The 20,882-nt window shown below is 53.9% G+C and carries 16 protein-coding genes; 9 read left to right on the plus strand and 7 right to left on the minus strand.

Annotation, left to right across the window (positions count from 1 at the left end; genetic code table 11):
• Positions 1 to 201, minus strand: a complete 201-nt coding sequence (bcsR, locus tag AACU55_RS16190) for a cellulose biosynthesis protein BcsR (protein ID WP_013575462.1) — start codon at positions 199 to 201, stop codon at positions 1 to 3.
• 202 nt (positions 202 to 403) lie between these two features.
• On the opposite strand from bcsR, the gene bcsE reads away from it, so the two are divergent.
• Genes bcsE through bcsG form a run of 3 tightly spaced genes read left to right on the plus strand, consistent with a single transcriptional unit; the run spans position 404 to position 3,884 of the window.
• Positions 404 to 2,002 (plus strand): cellulose biosynthesis protein BcsE, encoded by a 1,599-nt coding sequence (gene bcsE, locus AACU55_RS16195; protein ID WP_134705762.1) that lies wholly within the window; start codon positions 404 to 406, stop codon positions 2,000 to 2,002.
• 5 nt (positions 2,003 to 2,007) lie between these two features.
• A complete protein-coding gene (gene bcsF, locus AACU55_RS16200; protein WP_013575460.1) occupies positions 2,008 to 2,241 on the plus strand; it encodes a cellulose biosynthesis protein BcsF in 234 nt (77 codons plus the stop codon).
• On the plus strand, positions 2,238 to 3,884 hold the full coding sequence (gene bcsG / locus AACU55_RS16205) for a cellulose biosynthesis protein BcsG (RefSeq protein ID WP_134705763.1): 1,647 nt from the start codon (positions 2,238 to 2,240) through the stop codon (positions 3,882 to 3,884). Before bcsF ends, bcsG begins: the two co-directional genes overlap by 4 nt.
• A 95-nt stretch (positions 3,885 to 3,979) precedes the next feature.
• On the opposite strand, the gene AACU55_RS16210 is transcribed toward bcsG, so the two are convergent.
• The gene (locus AACU55_RS16210) at positions 3,980 to 4,678 is read right to left on the minus strand and encodes a FadR/GntR family transcriptional regulator (protein ID WP_037033972.1); all 699 of its coding nucleotides are present in this window, start codon (positions 4,676 to 4,678) and stop codon (positions 3,980 to 3,982) included.
• Positions 4,679 to 4,875: 197 nt separating this feature from the next.
• Here AACU55_RS16210 and uxuA point away from each other — a divergent pair, with 197 nt between their 5' ends.
• On the plus strand, positions 4,876 to 6,060 hold the full coding sequence (uxuA, locus tag AACU55_RS16215) for a mannonate dehydratase (protein ID WP_134705764.1): 1,185 nt from the start codon (positions 4,876 to 4,878) through the stop codon (positions 6,058 to 6,060).
• Between the two features lie 604 nt (positions 6,061 to 6,664).
• Here the strand turns inward: uxuA and araC are convergent.
• From araC to AACU55_RS16235, 4 genes are all read right to left on the minus strand, one after another.
• Positions 6,665 to 7,600, minus strand: coding sequence for an arabinose operon transcriptional regulator AraC (gene araC / locus AACU55_RS16220; RefSeq protein ID WP_013575456.1), 936 nt, complete (start codon positions 7,598 to 7,600; stop codon positions 6,665 to 6,667).
• 176 nt (positions 7,601 to 7,776) lie between these two features.
• Complete coding sequence (araH, locus tag AACU55_RS16225) at positions 7,777 to 8,781, minus strand: L-arabinose ABC transporter permease AraH (RefSeq protein ID WP_013575455.1); 1,005 nt, start codon at positions 8,779 to 8,781, stop codon at positions 7,777 to 7,779.
• Positions 8,782 to 8,799: 18 nt separating this feature from the next.
• Positions 8,800 to 10,386 carry an L-arabinose ABC transporter ATP-binding protein AraG gene (araG, locus tag AACU55_RS16230; RefSeq protein WP_037033969.1) on the minus strand — a complete coding sequence of 529 codons (1,587 nt, stop codon included), beginning with the start codon at positions 10,384 to 10,386 and terminating at the stop codon, positions 8,800 to 8,802.
• A 183-nt stretch (positions 10,387 to 10,569) separates the two neighbouring features.
• Positions 10,570 to 11,556, minus strand: a complete 987-nt coding sequence (locus AACU55_RS16235; RefSeq protein ID WP_013575452.1) for an arabinose ABC transporter substrate-binding protein — start codon at positions 11,554 to 11,556, stop codon at positions 10,570 to 10,572.
• A 416-nt stretch (positions 11,557 to 11,972) separates the two neighbouring features.
• On the opposite strand from AACU55_RS16235, the gene AACU55_RS16240 reads away from it, so the two are divergent.
• From AACU55_RS16240 to AACU55_RS16260, 5 genes are all read left to right on the plus strand, one after another.
• Complete coding sequence (locus AACU55_RS16240) at positions 11,973 to 13,652, plus strand: ribulokinase (protein ID WP_013575451.1); 1,680 nt, start codon at positions 11,973 to 11,975, stop codon at positions 13,650 to 13,652.
• 36 nt (positions 13,653 to 13,688) lie between these two features.
• Positions 13,689 to 15,194, plus strand: coding sequence for an L-arabinose isomerase (gene araA, locus AACU55_RS16245; RefSeq protein WP_013575450.1), 1,506 nt, complete (start codon positions 13,689 to 13,691; stop codon positions 15,192 to 15,194).
• 683 nt (positions 15,195 to 15,877) lie between these two features.
• Positions 15,878 to 16,627 (plus strand): ABC transporter ATP-binding protein, encoded by a 750-nt coding sequence (locus AACU55_RS16250; RefSeq protein ID WP_134705765.1) that lies wholly within the window; start codon positions 15,878 to 15,880, stop codon positions 16,625 to 16,627.
• A 77-nt stretch (positions 16,628 to 16,704) separates the two neighbouring features.
• Positions 16,705 to 17,646 carry an ABC transporter substrate-binding protein gene (locus AACU55_RS16255; RefSeq protein ID WP_173362096.1) on the plus strand — a complete coding sequence of 314 codons (942 nt, stop codon included), beginning with the start codon at positions 16,705 to 16,707 and terminating at the stop codon, positions 17,644 to 17,646.
• Between the two features lie 49 nt (positions 17,647 to 17,695).
• Positions 17,696 to 19,354 carry an ABC transporter permease gene (locus tag AACU55_RS16260; protein WP_134705766.1) on the plus strand — a complete coding sequence of 553 codons (1,659 nt, stop codon included), beginning with the start codon at positions 17,696 to 17,698 and terminating at the stop codon, positions 19,352 to 19,354.
• Here AACU55_RS16260 and AACU55_RS16265 read toward each other — a convergent pair.
• A complete protein-coding gene (locus AACU55_RS16265) occupies positions 19,351 to 20,844 on the minus strand; it encodes an MDR family MFS transporter (protein ID WP_134705767.1) in 1,494 nt (497 codons plus the stop codon). The two genes, AACU55_RS16260 and AACU55_RS16265, sit on opposite strands and share 4 nt — an antisense overlap.
• Between the last annotated feature and the right edge of the window lie 38 nt (positions 20,845 to 20,882).

Below are 20,882 nucleotides of genomic sequence, written 5' to 3' on the forward strand. Positions count from 1 at the left end.
TTATTTTTTCTCCGCGCCGCGTTCACCGTATTGCGCCAGCTCAGCCAGTAGCGGCCAGCGGGACATTAGTTGCGGAATCTTTTCTTTACGGGCTATATCGACATAATTTAATTCTGATAAAGAAAAAAGGTGACTCAGTGCAAAGAAATCATCATCTTTCGTCGGTTCAGATTCCTCCGGGTCTACAATATTGGCTCCCACCGATTCTTTCTCCCTGCTTCAATCTAAATACTGATACCACGACAGCCAAAATGCGCTGACCTGTCTGGGCTTTTTAGTATCAAACATTATTGTGAAGTATTATGATTATTTAATGTAGCAATGATAGAATTTATTATACTCACATTTCTCAGTGTGTCCCAAGCAGACTTTTAATCAAAAACGATACAAGCAGATTAACTATATGGCACTCTCCTTTTCATTGGGCATGAAGCAATTCTGGAATGGATTAGCCCGGATGCAGGCTCAGGGGCTTTACTGGGTTAACACCGAAAGTCAGGAAGCCGCTTATCATCTTTGCGGACAAACGGTTGAGGCTCAGCAAGGTGAAGTTCCGGTCAACGTTTTTTTCCCACAGCACAATTTAATTTGCACTGCACAAGAAAACAGGCTATCTGACGATGATATCCTTCTCACTTATTTAAAAAAATATCAGAAAAAAACGTTTTATTACCTGTTAGCGAATGGGAAGAAAGCATTTCTCTCTCTTGCAGCGGATATTAATCGTTTGCCTGCTCACTCAGCCTCATTAATGATTCTATTACTTCCGGTCAGTACCTGGCAGGCGCTAAATGATAAACAATGGGTCCGCTGGCTGAGTGAAATGAGCGCATGTGTCAATAATAAAGGTGCAACGATCCTTATTATCTGCTATGGAGCCGGTATTAATGCGGTTAAAACTCAGCTTCATTTATACCATCGCAATATATGCGGTCTTGCGGATTTGAAAACAGATGTTGAACCGAACCAGTGGGGCGTTTCCTGGTGGCATGACAATTTGGGGGCAGAAGCCAATACACTTTATCCCCTGACGCGCCGCCCAACCGGCTGGGGAATTCAAAAGAACGCCTCTGCCGCTGTTTCCGAACAAACCGGCGATGATCAGTGGATGCTGCTGGCCGAACGCTCAGTGCTTGAAGGCGCTCCTGCGCTTTCAGAACGCTGGTTCCTGTTCGATGATAATGAAGCGCTGAGCGAGCGAGCGGCACATGCGCGATCGGCGACGGTCATTTTCGCCCTCACCGGTAATGACGAAGTCGAAGTGCTGGCCCGTCAGGTTCATCGTTTACGCATGCAGCGTGGCAATGGTTTAAAAATTGTCGTGCGCGAAATGAATTCTTCTTTGCGCTATGTCGATCAGCGTCTGCTCCAGGCCTGTGGCGCGAATCTGGTTGTGCCACAAGCAGCACGCCTCTCCAACTTTCTGACCTTGCTCGATGACCTGCAAAATCTCACTTATACCCGCCATGTGCCGGATGATATCGGGCTGCTGCTCGACAGCCGTCTGCCCACGCATCATAAGGGTTATCTGCCACTGCCGGTTTTCTGTGAAGTCATGCACGATATCTGGAATCACGCCGCGCTGGCGACGGAATCCCGGGGCATTTTAATTTCGCTGCGCCCTGCCGCCGGGATCAGCCCGCAGCAGGCGATGTCTTTGTGTTCGCTGCGCCGCGACGGCGATATTCTGACCGTTACCGGGCGTCATCTGTATCTGTTCCTGTCGAACTGTCAGGTCAGCGACGTCGAAAATGTACTGGCGTTTCTGTTTAATCTGCCGGTCAAAGAAGTGTTCACCAGCCAGACGTTCTGGAGTCAGGAGCTGGATATCCGCACGGAAGTTTTGCGTCTGGCCGCCAGGCCGCCGATGGCAAATCCGGTGTCTGAAGCGCAGCCTTTTGTGGTGCATAAAACCGAACCTTTAAAACGTGCGCAGGTTCATCAGCCCGTTCCCATCACGCTGGCCGTGAGCGATACGCCAGTTATTCAGGCGCAGGAGTAAAAGAGATGGATATTCAGGATATTATCGAAATCTTTATTCTGGCGGCGGTGATTTTTATCCCGCTGGGATATGCCCTGCGTAGCCGTTTGCCGCGCTGGAAAAACCGCTTTGCGACGCGATTTCTGTCGCCGCGTTATTTAACCCCCATGACCATCAGCAGCATCAATAAGAACCGCAAACGCTCCGCTACTTTGCCTGAAACTTCTGCGGCTACAGGAAAATCCAAAACTTCACTATGAACGAATCGCAATCTTCTTCGCCGCGTTTGCGGATCTGGCAATCCTGGCGCGGCCTCGGTGCCTGGAACTATTATTTTTTACTCAAGTTTGTTCTGCTTTCACAGGGTTATCTGAATTTTGATGCCCTGAGCAATGTCGTCTTTGCCGCCGTGTTGCTATTCCCGTTACGTTCGCTGCGCCTGCACCGCTGGAGACAGTGGATTGCCCTGCCTTTCGGGCTGGCGTTGCTGTATCACGATACCTGGCTGCCCGGCTGGCGTTCAATTGTCAATCAGGGGGCGGACGTAGCAGGCTTCAGTTTCAGTTATCTGCTCGAACTGGCCGATCGCTTTATCAACTGGCAGTGGATTGCCATCGGTTTCGCTTTGCTGGTCGGTTATCTGTTTATATCCCAGTGGATCCGGCTGACCACGTTTACCATCATTGCGCTGCTGTGGCTTAACCTCAGCGGGCTGATCACACCGTTTTTCGCGCATTCGCCGCCACCGGCTATCGCCCAAAATGCCGTAACGACACCGGTGACCGTTGCGCCATCAGCCACTGATAACACCGTGAACGGCCCGCCAACCAATGCCAACCTGAACGCTTATTTAGAGCAGTTCTACCAAAACGAACGGCGTAAGGCGACGAAGTTCCCCGACGCACTTCCTGCCGATGCACAGCCGTTTGACCTGCTGGTGATCAACATCTGTTCGCTGGCCTGGTCAGATCTGGACGCCGTGAATCTTTCGAATTCACCGCTGTGGTCGCGTTTTGATTTTGTGTTCAGCAATTTCAATTCAGCCACAGCCTACAGCGGCCCGGCATCCATCCGCCTGCTGCGCGCCAGTTGCGGTCAGACATCGCATCATGATTTGTATCAGCCTGCCGGTCAGCAGTGTTATCTGTTTGACGATCTCGCGCGTCTGGGCTTCACGCCTCAGCTGGCAATGGACCATACGGGTGTGTTCGGTAATTACATCGGTAACCTGCGTGATGATGCTGACATGAAAGTCCCGCTGATGTCCCAGGCCGGTCTGGGTTATGAGCTGACGTCCTTTGATGGCTCACCAATTTTCAACGACGGACAACTGTTCTCCCGCTGGCTGGAGAATCAGGAGAAAGCCGGTACCGCACGCACCGCAACCTTCTTTAACCTGATTCCGCTGCATGACGGCAACCGTTACGTGGGCAGCAATAAGGGCGCGGATTATCATAACCGTGCGCAAACTCTGTTGAATCAGCTGAATATCTTTATGGATCAGCTGGATAAATCCGGCCGCAAAGTGATGCTGGTGGTGGTGCCTGAACACGGCGCCGCGCTGGTGGGCGACAAGATGCAAATCTCGGGTCTGCGTGATATCCCGAGTCCGGGCATTACCCATATTCCTGTCGGGGTGAAATTCTTTGGGATGCAGGCACCGCACGCGTCATCACCAATGAAAATTGACGGCCAGAGCAGCTATCAGGCGATTTCAGAAATGGTCGCCCGCGCAGTCGATGGCAAAGTGTTTACCAGCCCGACGATGGACTGGAAAACCTTCGGTTCGAACCTGCCACAAACGCCGCTGGTATCTGAAAATGAGAACTCAGTGGTGATGGAATATCAGGGGAAAATCTATATTCGCCTGAATGGCGGGGGATGGGTGCCGTATCCGAGCTGATGCTATTTTGTGGGCTCGCCGCCCACACGGGCAAAACCTTGGGTGACAACCCAAGGTTTTGATTTAAAAGCCGCCTGTGTCCGGCATTGACACTCTCATTCTGCAAATAACTGGTCATACACATGCTGTAAATGCCGGCTCATTCTTGCCTTCGCCCCTGCGCCATCCTGCGCCAGAATCGCGTCTAAAATCCCCTGATGATCGGCATTCATTTCACGGGCAAAATCCACTTCGGTGTAATGACTCTCCAGACGCATAAACCGACGTGAACGACGTTTATCCCACAAATATCCCATCATATCGTGCAGCACTTCGTTGCCGGTCATTTCACTGATCATCATATGGAAACGGCGGTCAGCTTCGAGAAAAGCGTCGTTATTGGCATTCAGTTCGTTTAATTCCCGGGCGATAGCTCTCAGTTTTTCACGCTGCTCTTCGGTGCCGTTAATCGCCGCCAGTTCTGCTGTCATCGATTCATAAACCTGGCGCGCTTTCACCAGCGATTGCAGGCTGAATTCCTCTTCGGTACTTACCGTTTGCACCGCAGGTGTGGCCTGCGGCAACGGGTCGCTGACGTACACGCCGTTGCCGGTACGGATTTCCACCCAGCCAGTGATCTCCAGCGCAATCAATGCCTCACGGATAGATGAACGACTGACGCCAAGTTGTTTAGACAAATCCCGTTCTGACGGGATCATCGCGCCCGGGGCAAACTGCCCGGTATTAATGCAGTTAATCAATACATTAGAAATCTGGCGATACAGCCGTTCAACTTTAAGGGTGGGTAATGCCATTATTTTCTCCGTGTTCATGCTGAATCCCAGATCTGTTATCCCGGTCACATTAATGTTCGGTTTGATACTGAATCATATGTCGGTCTGATGGCCTGACCAGCAGACCACCTGACCAGACCGCGCATTAAGATTGAACTTATCACCGGCCCTGCGTCAACTACATTCAGACAGTCAGTTAACAATTTTAAGGAAAACACATGGAACAGACATGGCGTTGGTACGGCCCGAACGATCCGGTTTCACTTGATGATGTGCGTCAGGCTGGCGCAACCGGCGTGGTTACCGCCCTGCACCATATTCCTAACGGTGAAGTCTGGCCGGTAGAAGAGATAAAGAAACGTAAGGCGATAATTGAAGCCAAAGGTCTGGTGTGGTCCGTAGTGGAAAGTATTCCGGTGCATGAGGAAATCAAAACCCGCAGCGGAGATGTTGAAAAGCACATTGCTAACTATCAGCAATCTATCCGTAATCTGGCGGAATGCGGCATCTATACGGTCTGCTATAACTTCATGCCGGTTCTCGACTGGACACGCACGGACCTCGGCTATCTGCTGCCGGACGGTTCACGCGCCCTGCGCTTTGACCATATCGCATTTGCGGCCTTTGAATTGCATCTGCTGAAACGCGAAGGCGCGACGTCTTATTACAGCGCGGATGAGCAAAAACAGGCAGCCGAATACTTTGCGGCGATGACACAGGCGAAGAAAGATCAGCTGGTGTCTAACATCATTGCCGGTTTACCGGGTGCGGAAGAAGGCTACACGCTGGATCAGTTCCGTGCGCGTCTGGCGACTTACGACGGTATCGACAAAGCCAAACTGCGCGAAAACATGGCGCATTTCCTGCGCAGCATTGTGCCGGTTGCCGAGCAATGCGGTTTAAGTCTGGCAGTTCACCCGGACGATCCACCGCGCCCTATTCTCGGCCTGCCGCGTATTATCTCCACCATTGAAGATATGCAGTGGTTGAAAGAAACCGTCGACAGTATCCACAACGGTTTCTGCTTCTGCACCGGTTCTTACGGCGTGCGTGAAGATAATGACCTGGTGAAGATGATGACCACTTACGCCGACCGCGTGCACTTCATCCATCTGCGCGCCACCCAGCGCGAAGACGTGCCGGAAAGCTTCCATGAAGCCGATCATTTAGATGGTGATGTGGATATGGTGGCGGTTATCAAAGCGATTCTGACGGAAGAACAAACACGTCGCCGCGCTGGCAATCTGCGCGCTATCCCGATGCGTCCGGATCACGGCCATCAGATGCTGGATGATTTGCATAAGAAAACCAATCCGGGGTATTCGGCGATTGGACGTCTGCGGGGACTGGCGGAACTGCGAGGTGTGGAGCGGGCTTTGAAACAAAGCTTCTTTAGCGAATGAATTCGCGCTTCTTAATAACTGAATTGTGAAATTTCGGTTTTTCAATAACGGTTATCACTCGGCCTTTCGCGCCGAAACCGACCAAGAGGGAAAAGTGCTTTTTCCCTCTTGGATCTCCCTTCGCTTTTCAACACGCGCTAACGCTCGCTGGCTATGTTTCAGGTACCACCGCGACAGGCTGGAAAGCTTGCCGCTGCGCGGTGCCTTCATTTCGGGATTGCAGCCTCAGGTCTGCAACCTCTCATTCAGCAAGCTTTCTGAATCGCCCGCACGATCTTAAAATCAACGGCAGATTGTCTTTTATCTTTTAGAAAAGTTGATTGGCGTGATCAAAATTCAGCTGAACGGAGCGGCTTCGAGACCTGTGGCTCGAAGACCGAGAGAAGGTAGTGCGAAGCACCTGGATTTGCGCCACTGACTAATGCACCAGAACATGTCCGTCATACCCGCGATAGCGCGCAGTGAAAAAAGCGCGGAGTCCAGAGGCCCGCGCGTTACCGGGTCTCTGGTCGGTGTGGGCCGACGCCCACGACCTTAAGGCCGGTTTGGGTGGCAACCCAAGGTTTCAAGGCCGCCCCTTTTGCAGCGGCCCACTCTGCAAAACTCAAAAATGATACGCCACGGCATTTTCATGCTCAGGCCACGGATGTGATTTATACGGCTTGGCCGGATAGTTAATCTCCACACTCCGGCGGCGGAAATCACTCGGGCTGACCCCCACCCGTTTACGGAAGACCCGCGAGAAATACAACTGATCGTCATATCCCACCACACGGCCAATCGTCGCGATGGATTCCTGCGTAGTTTGTAATAAGAGTTTGGCGCGGATCACCCGCTGATCTTCGCGCCAGCGCAGGATGTTGATCCCGACCTGTTCGCGGAATAAATGCGCCAGCCGCGATGGTGAGAGGCAAACATGGCGCGCGACTTCATCGATACGCAGCTCACCCGCCAGATTGCCGGTAATAAACTGGCAGGCTTCGATGACACGTGGGTCCATGATTTTCTGCGGACTCTGCGGATCTTCTTCCATGGCACGCAGCAACAGACGTTCCAGCAGATTCATCCCCAGCTCTTCGCAAAAACGTCGCCCCGATTTTTGCGTTTGTTCGATGTTGGCAAACAGACGGTCAAATTCCAGCAACAAGGTATTATTCGGTAAAGAAAGACGCCCGACATCGCGGGTTTTGGTGTGCCATTCCAGCCAGTCTGCCCAGTAGGCGCGCGGGCGGAAATACACCCAGCGATGATACCAGGAGTCAGCGTTGGCAGAACGACTGTAAAGATGGCGGGCTTTCGGTGGGAATAACAGCAGATCACCGGGATTGCAGTAGAACGTGTCTTCGCCGTCGAAGACTTTACCCTGCCCCTTCACCGTCAAATTAAGAATGTAGCCTTTCATTCCACCCGGACGGTCGATGGCGAAATCCAGTGGCCCGTCAGCAAGGATAGGTGTCATACCGGCGACCAGATAGGCATTGAAACTGTAACCCGGTAACAGCGGATTTTGCTGCTGATCCTGAATCATACGGTGATACATCGAACCTCCTGAAACTTCACTGGACTATGGACTTTTCATCTATTCTAATCGGCAGTGAAAACGCTGCCAGTAAAGGTTGCTAAATTGTGAACAACCACGCGTTTATTCGGCATTTAACCCGTAATAGCGTTAAATGCCGCGTGATGATTGCGTGAAAGCGTTATCACAAAACCAGATTAAACGGTCTTTTTCGCTTTCTGTTTGTAGCGGTCGAAGATAACTGCCGCCAGCAGGATCAAGCCACGTACCACATATTGCGAGAACGGAGAAATGTTCAGCAGGTTCATGGCATTTTCCACGGTACCCAGAATGAGGATCCCGGACACCACATAGGAAATTTTACCGATACCGCCTTTCAGGGAAACGCCACCCAGTACGCAGGCAGAGATAACGATCAGCTCGAAGCCCAGTGAGGTCATCGGCTGGCCGCTGGTCATACGTGACGCCAGAATGATCCCCGCCGCCGCTGATACCAGCCCGGACAGCACGAAGATGATGATTTTCGTACGCACCACCGGCACACCGGCCAGACGTGCCGCATCTTCATTACCGCCAATCGCCAGCGTGTTACGCCCGAAGGTGGTTTTGTTCAGCAACAGACCAAAGATGATCAGACAGCCGACCGTCAGCCAGATAGGTGCAGGCAGCCCCAGCCAGTTGGCATAACCGAGGGTGAAGAAACGTTCGTCTTCGATGCCCACCGCTTTACCGTCAGAAATGATGTACGCAAGACCGCGCACAATCTGCATAGTGGCAAGCGTGGTGATCAGCGCATTGATTTTCAGGCGGGCGATAACAAAACCGTTGAGCAAACCGGTCAGCATCCCGAGCAGTAAACCGGCAGCAACGCCGATCCACAGGCTTTCGGTCATGTTGATCACCACGGCGGTGGTAACGCCCGCACAGGCAATCACCGATGCAACTGACAGATCGAAGTCACCGGAAGCCAGACAGAACAGCATCCCGCAGGCCACCATGCCGGACATCGAAATCGCCAGCCCCAGCCCTTTCATGTTGATGAAAGAACTGAAGTTTGGCACGAAAATGGTACAGGCGATAAACAGCACGGCGAACACCACTAACATGCCGTAACTGTCCCAGATACGCATCAGACCCTGGCCGCCGCGTGAGGCTGCTGAAGGTTGATCCGGTTTGGCTGAATTGGTTGTCATACTCGACATAATATTTTTGCTCCTCAGTCAGGCAGCGTCATGGGCAGAATCAAGAACTGGCGTGCGCAACATAGCGAGCCCCAGCGCTTTTTCTTCGGTGGCGTCGTCATGCAACAGTTCGCCGGAGATTGCGCCTTCGCGCATCACCACCACCCTGTCGGCCAGACCCAGCACTTCCGGTAAATCACTGGACGCAAACAGCACCGCAATGCCTTGTTTTGCCAGTGAATAAATCACATTATAAATTTCATGCTTGGCGCCAACGTCGATACCCCGCGTTGGTTCATCCAGCAAAATGACTTTCATTTCTTCCGACAACCAGCGACCCAGAATGGCTTTTTGCTGATTACCCCCTGAAAGGTTCATGATCAGTTGCTGGTCGCTGGGGGTTTTGATATTCAGCGCATCGATATGTTTACGCGCATTTTTCGCTTCCCAGGCGTTGTTGATCAGGCACCCTGCCTTCACCGTTTTGCGACGGGCGCTGATGTTGATGTTGTCGCGCACCGAGTGCACAGGAATAATGCCGTCAGCTTTGCGGTCTTCCGGGCACAACATGATGCCCTGGCGGATCGCATCTGCCGGTTTACGAATATTCAGCGCTACACCGTCCAGCCGGACGGTACCGCCGGTAATACGCGTACCACCAAATAATCCTTTCATCAGCTCACTGCGCCCTGCACCCACCAGCCCGAACAGGCCGACGATTTCGCCCTGACGTACCGTCAGGCTGATCGGCGTTCTCACGCCCGGTGCTTTCACCTCATCCAGTTCAAGGCGAATTTCGCCGTGCGGACGTGGCGCGTAACCGTAAATGTCATCGAGATTACGGCCAACCATCGCCTGCACCAGCTTGCTGTTATCCACCTGCGTCATGTCGTCAAAGGTGCGAACGTAACGTCCGTCTTTGAAAACGGTGACAGCGTCACTTAATGCAAAGATCTCTTCCATACGGTGTGAGACATATAAAATCACACGCCCTTCCGCCCGTAACTCACGGATAACACGGAACAATTGTTCAATTTCGCGTGCAGAAAGCGAACTGGTAGGTTCATCGAATGCAATAATTTTGGCATTGCGCGCCAGCGCCTTGGCAATTTCCACCATCTGCCACTGGCCGATGGAGAGATATTTCAGCGGTGTATCGGGGTCGATATCCAGCCCGAGATGTTCAAGCTGAAGTTTGGCTTCGTAACGCAGCAATTTACGGTTTACAAAACCGTGTTTGCTCGGCAACTGCCCGAGATAAATGTTCTCTGCTACCGTCATTTCCGGCACCAGATGGAGTTCCTGATAAATGATCGCCACACCGGCATCGAGCGCATCCGTGGTATGGCTGAACGCGACCGGCTGGCCTTTGATATGAATATTGCCCTGGGAAGGCTGATAGTTCCCGCTGAGGATCTTCAGCAGGGTGGATTTCCCCGCTCCGTTTTCGCCCATCAGCGCATGAATTTGTCCGGCGTAACAATTGAATGAAATACCGTCCAGCGCTTTCACGCCCGGAAAAGTTTTGCCAATGTCATGGAATTCCAGATACGGCCTGGCCGCATCAAACTCCGTCAGTGACGGTGTCAGCAAAGGCGTCTTATTATCGAAAGATTGCTGAGTCATAGTGGCTACCTGGAAGTTGAGTAAGTATGGATGCACGCCACTGCAAAGCAGAAAACAGTTCAAACTATTTAAAACTGTCGTCCGTTCTGCAGCAGCGTCTTCTAATGCTCGTTCTCAATCGCATTCCTCTAAATCATTCGGGTTGCAGCCAACGCATCTGCAGCCCGAAGGATGACGAGGAAATTACATTAAGCCTTTCTTCTTCAGCTCTTCTTTGAAGTTGTCGCGGGTAATCAGGACAACATCCGTCACTTCGGTAAATTTCGGTGGTTCAACGCCTTTGGTAACCCATTCATTCAGCATCTGAATACTTTTGTAACCGTGGATATCCGGGCTAGGTAACAGGGAACCGTAGAAGCCAGTCTGGGCGCTTTTTGACAACTCATTCACTGCATCCACACCGTTGATGCCGATGCCGATCACGTTAGCCGCTTTAAAGCCCTGACCTTCGGTTGCACGCACGCCACCCAATACTGTGTTGTCGTTCATGCCGATGATCAGCCAGTTTTTCACTTCAGGATGTTGCACCAGCAGGGAGTTACCGGCATCCAGTGCGCCCGGGATGTCGTTAGATTTAGTCGGGACTTTGTAGATTTGTTTTTCCGGGAAACCGGCAGCTTTCAGTGCCTCCATTGAACCGGAGGTGCGGCGGCGCGCCGTATCGAGTTCATCGGCAGTAATGGCCATCACGCCGGTATCAGCAACTTTCCAGCCACGTTTTTGCATTTCTTTGTACAGTTCCTGCCCCTGACGTTCGCCGATTTTGGTCGCGGCCATCATGACTAATGGCACTTCTTCCATTGGCTTGCCTTTGGCATTCACAAACTGGTCATCCACCTGGATCACTTTCATGTCATAGCTGCGCGCTTTCGCCATGATGGCAGGGCCGAGACGCGGATCCGGCGTACAGATGACAAAGCCTTTCGCGCCGTTGGCCGCCAGGCTGTCGATTGCATTCAACGTTTTTTCACCATCCGGCACGGCGATTTTAATGACGTCGAAGTGAAGATCCTTACCGGCTTTATCTGCGAACCGCCATTCAGTCTGGAACCACGGCTCTTCCGGCTGTTTAACCAGGAAGCCCAGCTTCGGATTCTCGGCTGCCATAGCTGAATGTGACATAAGGGCAGCTAACCCGACCGCCGCTAATGCCTTAGTGAATTTATGCATGATGTTCTCCGACTTTTATTGTTGTTTTTCACAATCACAGTCTTAAATCTGGTGGTTTGCCGCAATCGTGAAAACGTTATCAGTAGCGTAAAGAAACAAAGTGAAAGTGCGGCGAAGTCCAGTTTATAGAGGATTTGCGTCACACTCTCTTGTAAGACGGGTTAAGTTTTAGCGGTAATTTTGCAGCGGAATGTAGAGCGCTATCACACGGCGGGAAAACAGCAGGTTTGTGCATAGATATAGCGATTTTAGCCAAACGCTAACATTTGACCAACCTCACAGAAACATCATTGGGAGCAGATTTGTGCATACTTCCAGCTAACGCCTCCTCACTCACTTTTTTGCATCCTCCTACTGTTAGAGCAATTCGATTCGCCGCCGTAATGACTACGGCAAACCTGAAGGAGTGAGAAAGAATGACGCAAGGTGCGATTGCTCTTGGTCTTGATTTTGGCAGCGATTCCGTCCGTGCCCTGGCTGTGGATTGTCAGACCGGTGCCGAGATGGAAACCGATGTGGTTTATTATCCGCGCTGGAATGAAGGTCGCTATTGTGATGCGGCAATAAATCAGTTCCGCCATCACCCGCTCGACTATATAGAGGCAATGGAGCAGGCGATTAAAAACGTTGTGCAACGGCTGGGCAGCGAGCGGGCTGCGCGCGTGGTGGGTATCGGCGTCGATTCCACCGGCTCAACCCCCGCTCCTGTCGATGAGGAAGGCAACATTCTGGCGCTGAAAGCGGAATTTGCCGAAAACCCGAATGCCATGTTTGTGCTCTGGAAAGATCACACGGCAATAGAAGAAGCGGAAGAGATCAACCGTCTGTGTCGCAGCGGCGATTTCCCCGACTATTCCCGCTATATCGGCGGCGTTTATTCCTCAGAATGGTTCTGGGCGAAAATCCTGCACGTTTCCCGTGCTGATGCTGCGGTTAAACAAGCAGCCGCGTCATGGGTTGAATTGTGCGACTGGGTGCCCGCCCTGCTTTCCGGCACCACCGCGCCGGACAAAGTGGTGCGCGGACGTTGCAGCGCCGGACACAAAATGCTCTGGCATCCGTCATGGGGCGGCCTGCCACCAAAAGCGTTCTTTGCCGCCCTCGATCCGCTGCTGGTTGAACATCTGCCCTATCCGCTGTTTACCGACACCGTCACCGCCGAACAGGCTGTTGGCACACTGACACCTGAATGGGCAGAACGTCTTGGCTTACCCGCCAGTGTGGTGCTTTCGGGCGGCGCATTCGACTGCCATATGGGGGCAGTCGGCGCGGGCGCACAGCCTTATACGCTGGTCAAAGTGATCGGCACCTCCACCTGCGACATCCTGATCGCCGATAAAGAACGTGTAAACGACCGCGCTATCGCCGGGATCTGCGGACAGGTGGAAGGCAGCGTCGTGCCGGACATGATCGGGATGGAAGCCGGACAATCCGCTTTCGGCGACATGTACGCCTGGTTCAGCCGTCTGCTGAGCTGGCCGCTGATTCAGGCCGCCAAAGCCCATCCGGAAATGGCACCGCAACTGACCAGCCTGCAAAAAAATCTGCTGACCGATCTCACTGTGGCCTGGGCCGCTCATCCGAAACTGGATCATCTGCCGCTGGTGCTCGACTGGTTTAACGGCCGCCGTACACCGTTTGCCAACCAGCGCCTGAAAGGTGTCATTACCGATATCAATCTGGGCACCGAAGCACCTGAACTGTTCGGCGGCTTTATCGCAGCGACCGCTTTTGGCGCGCGCGCCATCATGGAATGTTTCGAACAGCAGGATATCCCGGTGGAAAACGTGCTGACGCTCGGGGGCATCGCGCGTAAATCGCCGGTCATCATGCAGGTTTGCGCCGATGTGATGAACCGTCCGTTGCAAATTGTCGCTTCCGATCAGTGCTGCGCCCTGGGTGCCGCGATTTTCGCCGCCGTCGCTGCCGGGGAGTTCAAAGATGTTCCTGCCGCACAGGAAAAAATGGCCTGCAGCATCGAACGTACGCTGACGCCGGATCCGCAGCGCGTCGCGCAATATCAGCGCCTGTACGAACGTTATCAGCAATGGTGTGCCACGACTGAACCGCTGTTTGCAGCGAAACCGGCGCATTAACCCGTATTTCATCTATCCGATATTCAGGAGTAATAAATGGACGCGTTTAAACATCTCGAAGTGTGGTTCGCCATTGGCAGTCAGCATCTGTACGGTCCGCAGGCATTACGTCAGGTAAAAGAGAACGCCGAGAAGGTGGTCAGTAGCCTGAACAGCGAAGCCGGTTTGCCGATAAAACTGGTGCTCAAACCGCTGGTGACCACGCCGGACGAAATCACCGCATTGTGCCGTGAAGCCAACTATGACAACGCCTGCGTGGGCATCATCACCTGGCTGCATACCTTCTCGCCAGCCAAAATGTGGATTGCCGGGCTGAGCATCCTGCATAAGCCGCTGATGCAGTTCCATACGCAATTCAACGCTGAAATTCCATGGGAAACCATGGACATGGACTTCATGAACCTGAACCAGACCGCGCATGGTGGCCGTGAATTCGGCTTCATCGGTGCCCGTATGCGTCAGCAACACACCGTGGTAGCCGGTCACTGGCAGGACGGTGAATCTCACCGCCGTATCGCCCAGTGGATGCGCGTTGCTGCCGCCAAAAACGAAAGCCAGCACCTGAAAGTGGCACGTTTTGGCGATAACATGCGTGAAGTTGCTGTCACCGAAGGCGATAAAGTCGCCGCCCAAATCCAGTTCGGCTACAGCATCAGTGCCTACGGAATTGGTGATTTGGTCAGCGTAATCAACGAAGTCAGCAAAGGCGACATCGATACGCTGGTGGAAGAATATGAAGCCACCTATCGCCTGACGGATGCGGTAAAAATTAACGGCGAACGTCGTGAAAACCTGCTGGATGCTGCCAAAATTGAACTTGGTATGACCCGTTTCCTCGAACAAGGTAAATTCGGGGCATTCACGACCAACTTTGAAGATCTGCACGGCATGAAACAACTGCCCGGGCTGGCAGTCCAGCGTCTGATGCAGAAAGGCTACGGCTTTGGTGGCGAAGGTGACTGGAAAACGTCTGCCCTGCTGCGCATCATGAAAGTCATGGCCAGCGGTCTGAAAGGCGGCACTTCTTTCATGGAGGATTACACCTACCACTTCAAACCAGGCAGTGATCTGGTGGTGGGCTCGCACATGCTGGAAGTGTGTCCGTCGATTGCCAAAGAAGAGAAGCCGCTGCTCGATGCGCAATATCTCGGCATAGGCGGTAAAGCGGATCCGGCGCGTCTGATTTTCTCCACACCGGCAGGTCCGGCGGTCAATGCCAGCGTCATCGACATGGGCGACCGCTTCCGTCTGCTGGTCAATCTGGTGGATACCATCGAACAGCCACACCCGCTGCCAAAACTGCCGGTTGCGCGCGCTATCTGGAAAGCCCAGCCATCACTGGCAACAGCGGCAGAAGCGTGGATCCTCGGCGGCGGCGCGCACCATACCGTGTTCTCTCAGGCACTGGATATTGACGCGCTGCGGTTATATGCGGAATTTTCCGGGATTGAATTGCTGGTGATCGATAACGACACGACGTTGCCGGACTTCAAGAATCAGATCCGGTGGAATGAAGTTTATTACAAACTTTGCAGTCGCTGATTTGTTTGCAGAAGGCCGCTGCAAATTGCGGCTAACACTGCTAAAACAGATCGAAAACATTTCGGTTTCTTACGTGCGGTGATCATATAACACGCTGCGCCGAAACCGCCCAAAAGGGGAAAGTGCTTTTCCCCTTTTGGATTTCCCCACGCTTTTTCAACACGCGCTCCGCTCGCTGGCTATGTTTCAGTTGCCGCGGTGACAGGCTGGAAATCTTGCCGCTACGCGGTACCTTCATTTCGGGATTGCAGCCTCAGGTCTGCAACCTCTCATTCAGCAAGCTTTCTGAACGCCCGCACCATCTTAAATTCAAAGACAGAATGTTGTGATCTTTTAGAAAAGTGGATTGGCGTGATCAAAAATGGCACCGAATGAATGGTTCGAGACCTTAGGCTCGAAGCCTGAAATTCGGGAATCGCGCAGCGATGACATTTTGCGCCACTCTCCAATGTACCGGAACATGTCCGTCGTACCTGCGATAGCGCGCAGTGAAAAAAGCGCGGAGTCCAGAGGCCCGCGCGTTACCGGGTCTCTGGTCGGTGTGGGCCGACGCCCACGACCTTGACCTTGACCTTAACCTTAAGGCCAGTTTGGGTGGCAACCCAAGGTTTTGTCATCCGTCCGTCACATTCCCCCTTTACCCTCACCTGCACTAATAAGTCCCAAAGAGGATAGTACCAACCATGATCATTCCAGCTACAGCCAGCGGGAATGCGCCTGCGCGCATGTCTTCTCCCCCCGCGATCTCTGTCCATCAGGTGTCCCATTTCTTTGGGAGCAACCCGGTACTCAATCACGTCAGTTTATCCGTGCCGGAAGGCACGATCCTCGCCCTGCTTGGCCCTTCCGGCTGCGGAAAAAGTACGCTGCTGAAAATGCTGGCAGGATTACTCCATCCTGCGTCAGGACAAATCAGCTTCGATGGTGTCACTGTCGCCAGCGGGAAAATCAGTCTGCCACCGGAAAAACGTAATCTCGGGATGGCCTTTCAGGATTATGCCCTGTGGCCGCACATGACCGTGCGCCAGAACGTCGCGTTTCCGTTGCAGATGCGCGGCATCCGCGGTGCGATACAGCAGGAGAAAGTGATGGCGGCGCTGGAGCGCGTCGGACTGGCGGATTTTGTCTCCCGCCGCCCTGCCGAACTTTCCGGCGGTCAGCAACAGCGTGTGGCCCTCGCCCGCGCCATTGTGGCTGAGCCACGCATTTTGCTGTTCGACGAACCGCTGTCGAATCTTGACCGCGACCTGCGGGAAAGCCTGTGCGAGGAAATGGCAACATTGTTGCGCCAGCTCGGCACCACGGCGGTGTATGTCACCCACGATCAGCACGAGGCTCACGCACTCGCTCACCGCATTGCGCGCATGGACAAAGGCGCGATCGCCAGCATTGACCAGATTGACCCTTCCGTTGTTTCACCTTTTGTTGCTTAACCTTTGATGGAATGAAAATGATGACCCGCACACACAACAAAACCTCCAAAACGTTTTCCCGTACCAAAACAGGCGTAATGACAGCAATGACTCTTTCTCTCGCAATGGCGGCAGGCAACGCACAGGCACTGACGCTCTATACCGCCGGGCCGGGCTCGCTGGCAAAAAAACTGGCGGCAGGCTATGAAAAACAAACCGGTGTAAAAGTCGATGTGTTCCAGGCAACAACCGGCAAAGTGATGGCTCGCCTGGAAGCCGAACAGGCCAACCCGCGGGCCGATATACTTATCTCAGCATCCTGGGATACCGCAACCGATCTCGAACAACGTGGCTGGTTGCTTGAATACCAAAGCCCAAATGCGGCACAGGTCCCCGCGCAGTTTAAAACCCCGTATTACGTCGCTCAGGGTATTTCCGCACTGGGCATCGTCTGGAACACAAAAAGTGGGACGACCGAGCCTAAAGACTGGGGCGATTTAGCCAAACCGGAATTCAAAGACAAAGTGACCACGCCGGATCCGTCTCTCTCCGGGGCGTCTCTGGATTTGCTGATCGGTCTACAAAATGCCCACGCGCAACAGGCCTGGAAACTGTTTGAGGATCTGAAAGCCAACGGCATGATTATCGCCGGACCCAACGCACAGGCGCTGACGCCGGTCTTACAGGGCGCGAAAGCTGCGGTATTTGGCGCGGTCGATTATGTGTCTTACGCCAGTATGCAGGACGGTGAATCGGTCAAAGTGATTTTCCCGAGCAGCGGAACGGTTATCGCCCCGCGCCCGATGATGATCCTCAAATCCAGCCAGCAGCCCAAAGAAGCCAAAGCCTTTATCGATTACGCGCTGTCGCCTGAAGGCCAGAAACTGGTCGCCGATGCCTGGCTGATGCCAGCCCGTACGGATATCGACGCCAAACGCCCGCTGTTTAAATCGCTGAAATTATTACCGGAAGCGTCACAGGCTTCCGCATCACGTAAAGACGTTCTCGACCGCTTCGCGAAACTGTTCGGACAGCAATAATCCCTTCCCGGGCTGTTTGAAAAAGCAGCCCGCTTTTGAGATTTAATCAATGAATAGAAATGCTTTCCTGCCGGGCATGACGGGCATTGCGCTGTTACTGCTGGTCGCGGTGCCAGTCAGTTTTGTGATTTTACAGGCGGTCTTTCCGCATCTGGATGCCGGCAGTTATTCGGCACCGTTCAGTGCATTTTCCCGTGTTTTCGAAGAACCTCAGTTACGTGAACTGTTCGCGACAACATTAAAAGTCGGTCTGGGCGTGGCGATATGCAGTGGCCTGGTTGGCATCCCATTAGGTGCCTTGCGCGGCCTGTTCGCGCTACCCGCCGCCGCGCTGTGGGACATCCTGTTTCTGGTGCCCTTCCTTTTACCGCCGTATATTGCCGCGCTGTCGTGGATGCTGGCGTTACAGACCCACGGTTATGTCCAGCAACTGCTGCCGTGGCTGCATATGAATGATTTTTTGTTTTCGCTGCCGGGCATGGTGATGGTGATGACGCTGAATGTGTTTCCGGTCGTGTATTTCGCGGTATCGCGCAGCATGGCCGCCAGCGGCAGTCGTCTGGCAGATGTTGCGCGTATTCATGGTGCGGGTCCGTGGCGGGCATTTTTGCGCATCACTTTACCCATGGCATTACCGGCAATGGCCTCCAGTTTGTTACTGGCGTTTACGCTGTCGATTGAAGAATACGGCGTGCCCGGCGCGCTGGGTTCACGCAGCGGCATTCTGATGCTCACCACCGGCATCGAACAGCGCCTTGCCGACTGGCCGATCGACCTGCCCGGCGCGGCAGTGCTGTCGCTGATGCTGGTTGCGATTGCGCTTTGTGCGTACAGCGTTCAGCGTGCAGTGCTGGCGGGCAAGAATGTGGAAAGCGTGACCGGCAAACCGGCGGACGTGACACAAAAAACGCCGGGAGTCTGGACAATTCCGGTGCTGATGTTGTTTACAGCGGTGGCAGTGATTGCCGTCGCACTGCCGATTGTCTCCACGCTGGCCACGGCGTTTTCCCGCACGTTGTCCGGCGGGCTGTCGTGGCAGAATCTGACCTTCCGCCACTTCAGTAATCTGTTTGCCGCGCACGGCGACGCGCTGAGTGCGCTGTCGACCAGCCTCAGTCTGGCGCTGGGTACCGCGCTGATCGCCGGGGCGACCGGCTTTCTTGCCTCGTGGCTGGTAGTGGTACGAAAAATTCGCGGTGCGGCGGTTATCGACGGTTTATCGCTGTTACCGGCGGCATTGCCGGGGATTGTGGTGGGTGTCGGTCTGATTCTGGCCTGGAACCGCAGTTTCTGGCCGGTGACGCCTTACAACACCTGGGGAATTCTGCTGCTGGCTTACTGCTGCCTGTTGCTGCCTTATCCGGTGCGTTATGTCAGCGCCGCGTTGAAGCAGATTGGCGGCAATCTGGACGCCGCCGCACGGGTGCACGGTGCCACGGCGGCGCAGACATTGCGTCTGATCCTGCTGCCGCTGGTATTTCCGAGCCTGCTGGCATCAATGATGATGGTTTTTGCCGTGGCGTCACGGGAACTGGTGACGTCCCTGCTGCTTTCACCGGCGGGCGTACAGACCGTATCGGTGTATGTCTGGCGTCAGTTTGAACAGGGTTCGGTGGGCGACGGGATGGCGATGGCGTCGGTTGCAGTGCTGCTGAGCCTGACGCTGATGTTGATTGCGGTCAGGCTGCAACAACGGCCCCCGGCTTAGCTTTCCCGCTGCGGTTCAGCGTGCGGGCGGTCACCGGAGGGGATCAGCAAACCGGCGGCGACTGCCAGTAGCGAAATCACTGCAGACACCACAAATACCCAGTGCAACGACGCCGCCACGCTGTCGGTCAGAGCACCCAGTTGCTGGCTATCCATTGCGCTGCGGGTGGCTTTTTCCATCAGTTGCTGTACCGGATCGTTTACCTGCGGCAGACGATATTGCAGATTCAGATTCAACGTTGCGCCAAGCACCGCGGTGCCAATGGCGGAACCCAGCATACGGGTAAAGAGTGTTGAGGCCGTCGCGATGCCGCGGATAGCCGGTTCAACGCTGTTTTGCACCGAGACAATAAAGGTGGTATTACACAACCCCATGCCCGCGCCAATCGAAAATGCCGCCAGACGCGCCATCCATAAACCGGACGATGGCGAAAGCAGCAACAGCGCCAGACTTCCGCCGACCAGCAATAATCCGCCAATGACCGCCGTTGCACGGTATGAAGTCGCTTGCATCAGACGGCTGCTGAACATGCTCGCCAGCGGCCAGCCAATCGACATCAGCGCCAGCGTGGTGCCCGCCTGTAACGGCGTTCCGCCGAGTACGCCCTGCACATAGGTTGGCAAAAATGCGCTGATACCCATCATGGTGGCGCCAATGATCAACCCGCCAACATTTCCGGCAATAATCACTTTGCTTTGCCACAGCGCCAGCGGGAACAAAGGCTCCGGCGTTTTACGCTCCTGCCGGATAAGCAGCCATGCGCTGCCAACGGCTAATGCCATCAGTACCAACGTCCAGTAACCCAGCACTTCAGCCTGCAACAGCGCCAGGAGTAAGGCCGCGACAGAAAGGGTCAGAAAACCGGTACCGGCCAGATCCAGCTTATGTGGTTTACGCTGTCCGTCCGGCGGCAGGTATTTCACCAGAATGACCATCGCCACCAGGCCGACAGGCACGTTCACCCAAAACACCACCGCCCACGGAAAATGGGAAACAATAAACGCTCCCATCAGCGGGCCGACAATCGCCGAAACGCCCCATACGCTGGACAAATATCCCTGCGCTTTTGCCCTTTCCTGCGGGCCGTACACATTGGCAATCAGCGTGGTGGCTATCGGCGTGATTGCCCCCGCACCCAGTCCCTGTAAGGCACGAAAGCCGATCATCCAGCCAAGCGAAGGGGCGAATCCGCACAGGACAGAGCCGATCAGAAACAGCGTGGTGCCGATGAAAAACATTTTCCGGCAACCATACAAATCCGCCAGCCGCCCGTAGATGGGTACGCTGATCGCCTGCGTCAGCAGATAGACGGCAAACACCCAGCCGAGCAGCGAGAACCCACCCAGATCGCCAATAATGGTCGGCATCGCCGTCGCGACAATGGTCACTTCTACGGCGGCCATAAACATCGACAACATGCAGGCGGCAAGGATTAGAGGTCGGTGAGAAGATTTAACAGCAGACTTTACTTCAGGATGATTGACGGCCATGTTCTTTGTTTTCTTTAGCATTGTTTTGATGAGTGCAC

Origin of the sequence: Rahnella sp. CJA17(1/100) (genome assembly GCF_963881615.1) — a bacterium.
Taxonomy (GTDB): Bacteria; Pseudomonadota; Gammaproteobacteria; order Enterobacterales; family Enterobacteriaceae; genus Rahnella; species Rahnella aceris.

Excerpts from the sequence above, each read along its gene's own strand:
- AACU55_RS16255 (WP_173362096.1), top strand. The coding sequence starts at position 16,705 with ATGACAGCAATGACTCTTTCTCTCGCAATGGCGGCAGGCAACGCACAG.
- AACU55_RS16265 (WP_134705767.1), bottom strand. The coding sequence starts at position 20,844 with ATGGCCGTCAATCATCCTGAAGTAAAGTCTGCTGTTAAATCTTCTCAC.
- uxuA (WP_134705764.1), top strand. The coding sequence starts at position 4,876 with ATGGAACAGACATGGCGTTGGTACGGCCCGAACGATCCGGTTTCACTT.
- AACU55_RS16250 (WP_134705765.1), top strand. The coding sequence starts at position 15,878 with ATGATCATTCCAGCTACAGCCAGCGGGAATGCGCCTGCGCGCATGTCT.
- bcsE (WP_134705762.1), top strand. The coding sequence starts at position 404 with ATGGCACTCTCCTTTTCATTGGGCATGAAGCAATTCTGGAATGGATTA.
- araC (WP_013575456.1), bottom strand. The coding sequence starts at position 7,600 with ATGTATCACCGTATGATTCAGGATCAGCAGCAAAATCCGCTGTTACCG.
- AACU55_RS16260 (WP_134705766.1), top strand. The coding sequence starts at position 17,696 with ATGAATAGAAATGCTTTCCTGCCGGGCATGACGGGCATTGCGCTGTTA.
- bcsF (WP_013575460.1), top strand. The coding sequence starts at position 2,008 with ATGGATATTCAGGATATTATCGAAATCTTTATTCTGGCGGCGGTGATT.
- araH (WP_013575455.1), bottom strand. The coding sequence starts at position 8,781 with ATGTCGAGTATGACAACCAATTCAGCCAAACCGGATCAACCTTCAGCA.
- AACU55_RS16240 (WP_013575451.1), top strand. The coding sequence starts at position 11,973 with ATGACGCAAGGTGCGATTGCTCTTGGTCTTGATTTTGGCAGCGATTCC.
- araA (WP_013575450.1), top strand. The coding sequence starts at position 13,689 with ATGGACGCGTTTAAACATCTCGAAGTGTGGTTCGCCATTGGCAGTCAG.
- araG (WP_037033969.1), bottom strand. The coding sequence starts at position 10,386 with ATGACTCAGCAATCTTTCGATAATAAGACGCCTTTGCTGACACCGTCA.
- bcsG (WP_134705763.1), top strand. The coding sequence starts at position 2,238 with ATGAACGAATCGCAATCTTCTTCGCCGCGTTTGCGGATCTGGCAATCC.
- AACU55_RS16235 (WP_013575452.1), bottom strand. The coding sequence starts at position 11,556 with ATGCATAAATTCACTAAGGCATTAGCGGCGGTCGGGTTAGCTGCCCTT.
- AACU55_RS16210 (WP_037033972.1), bottom strand. The coding sequence starts at position 4,678 with ATGGCATTACCCACCCTTAAAGTTGAACGGCTGTATCGCCAGATTTCT.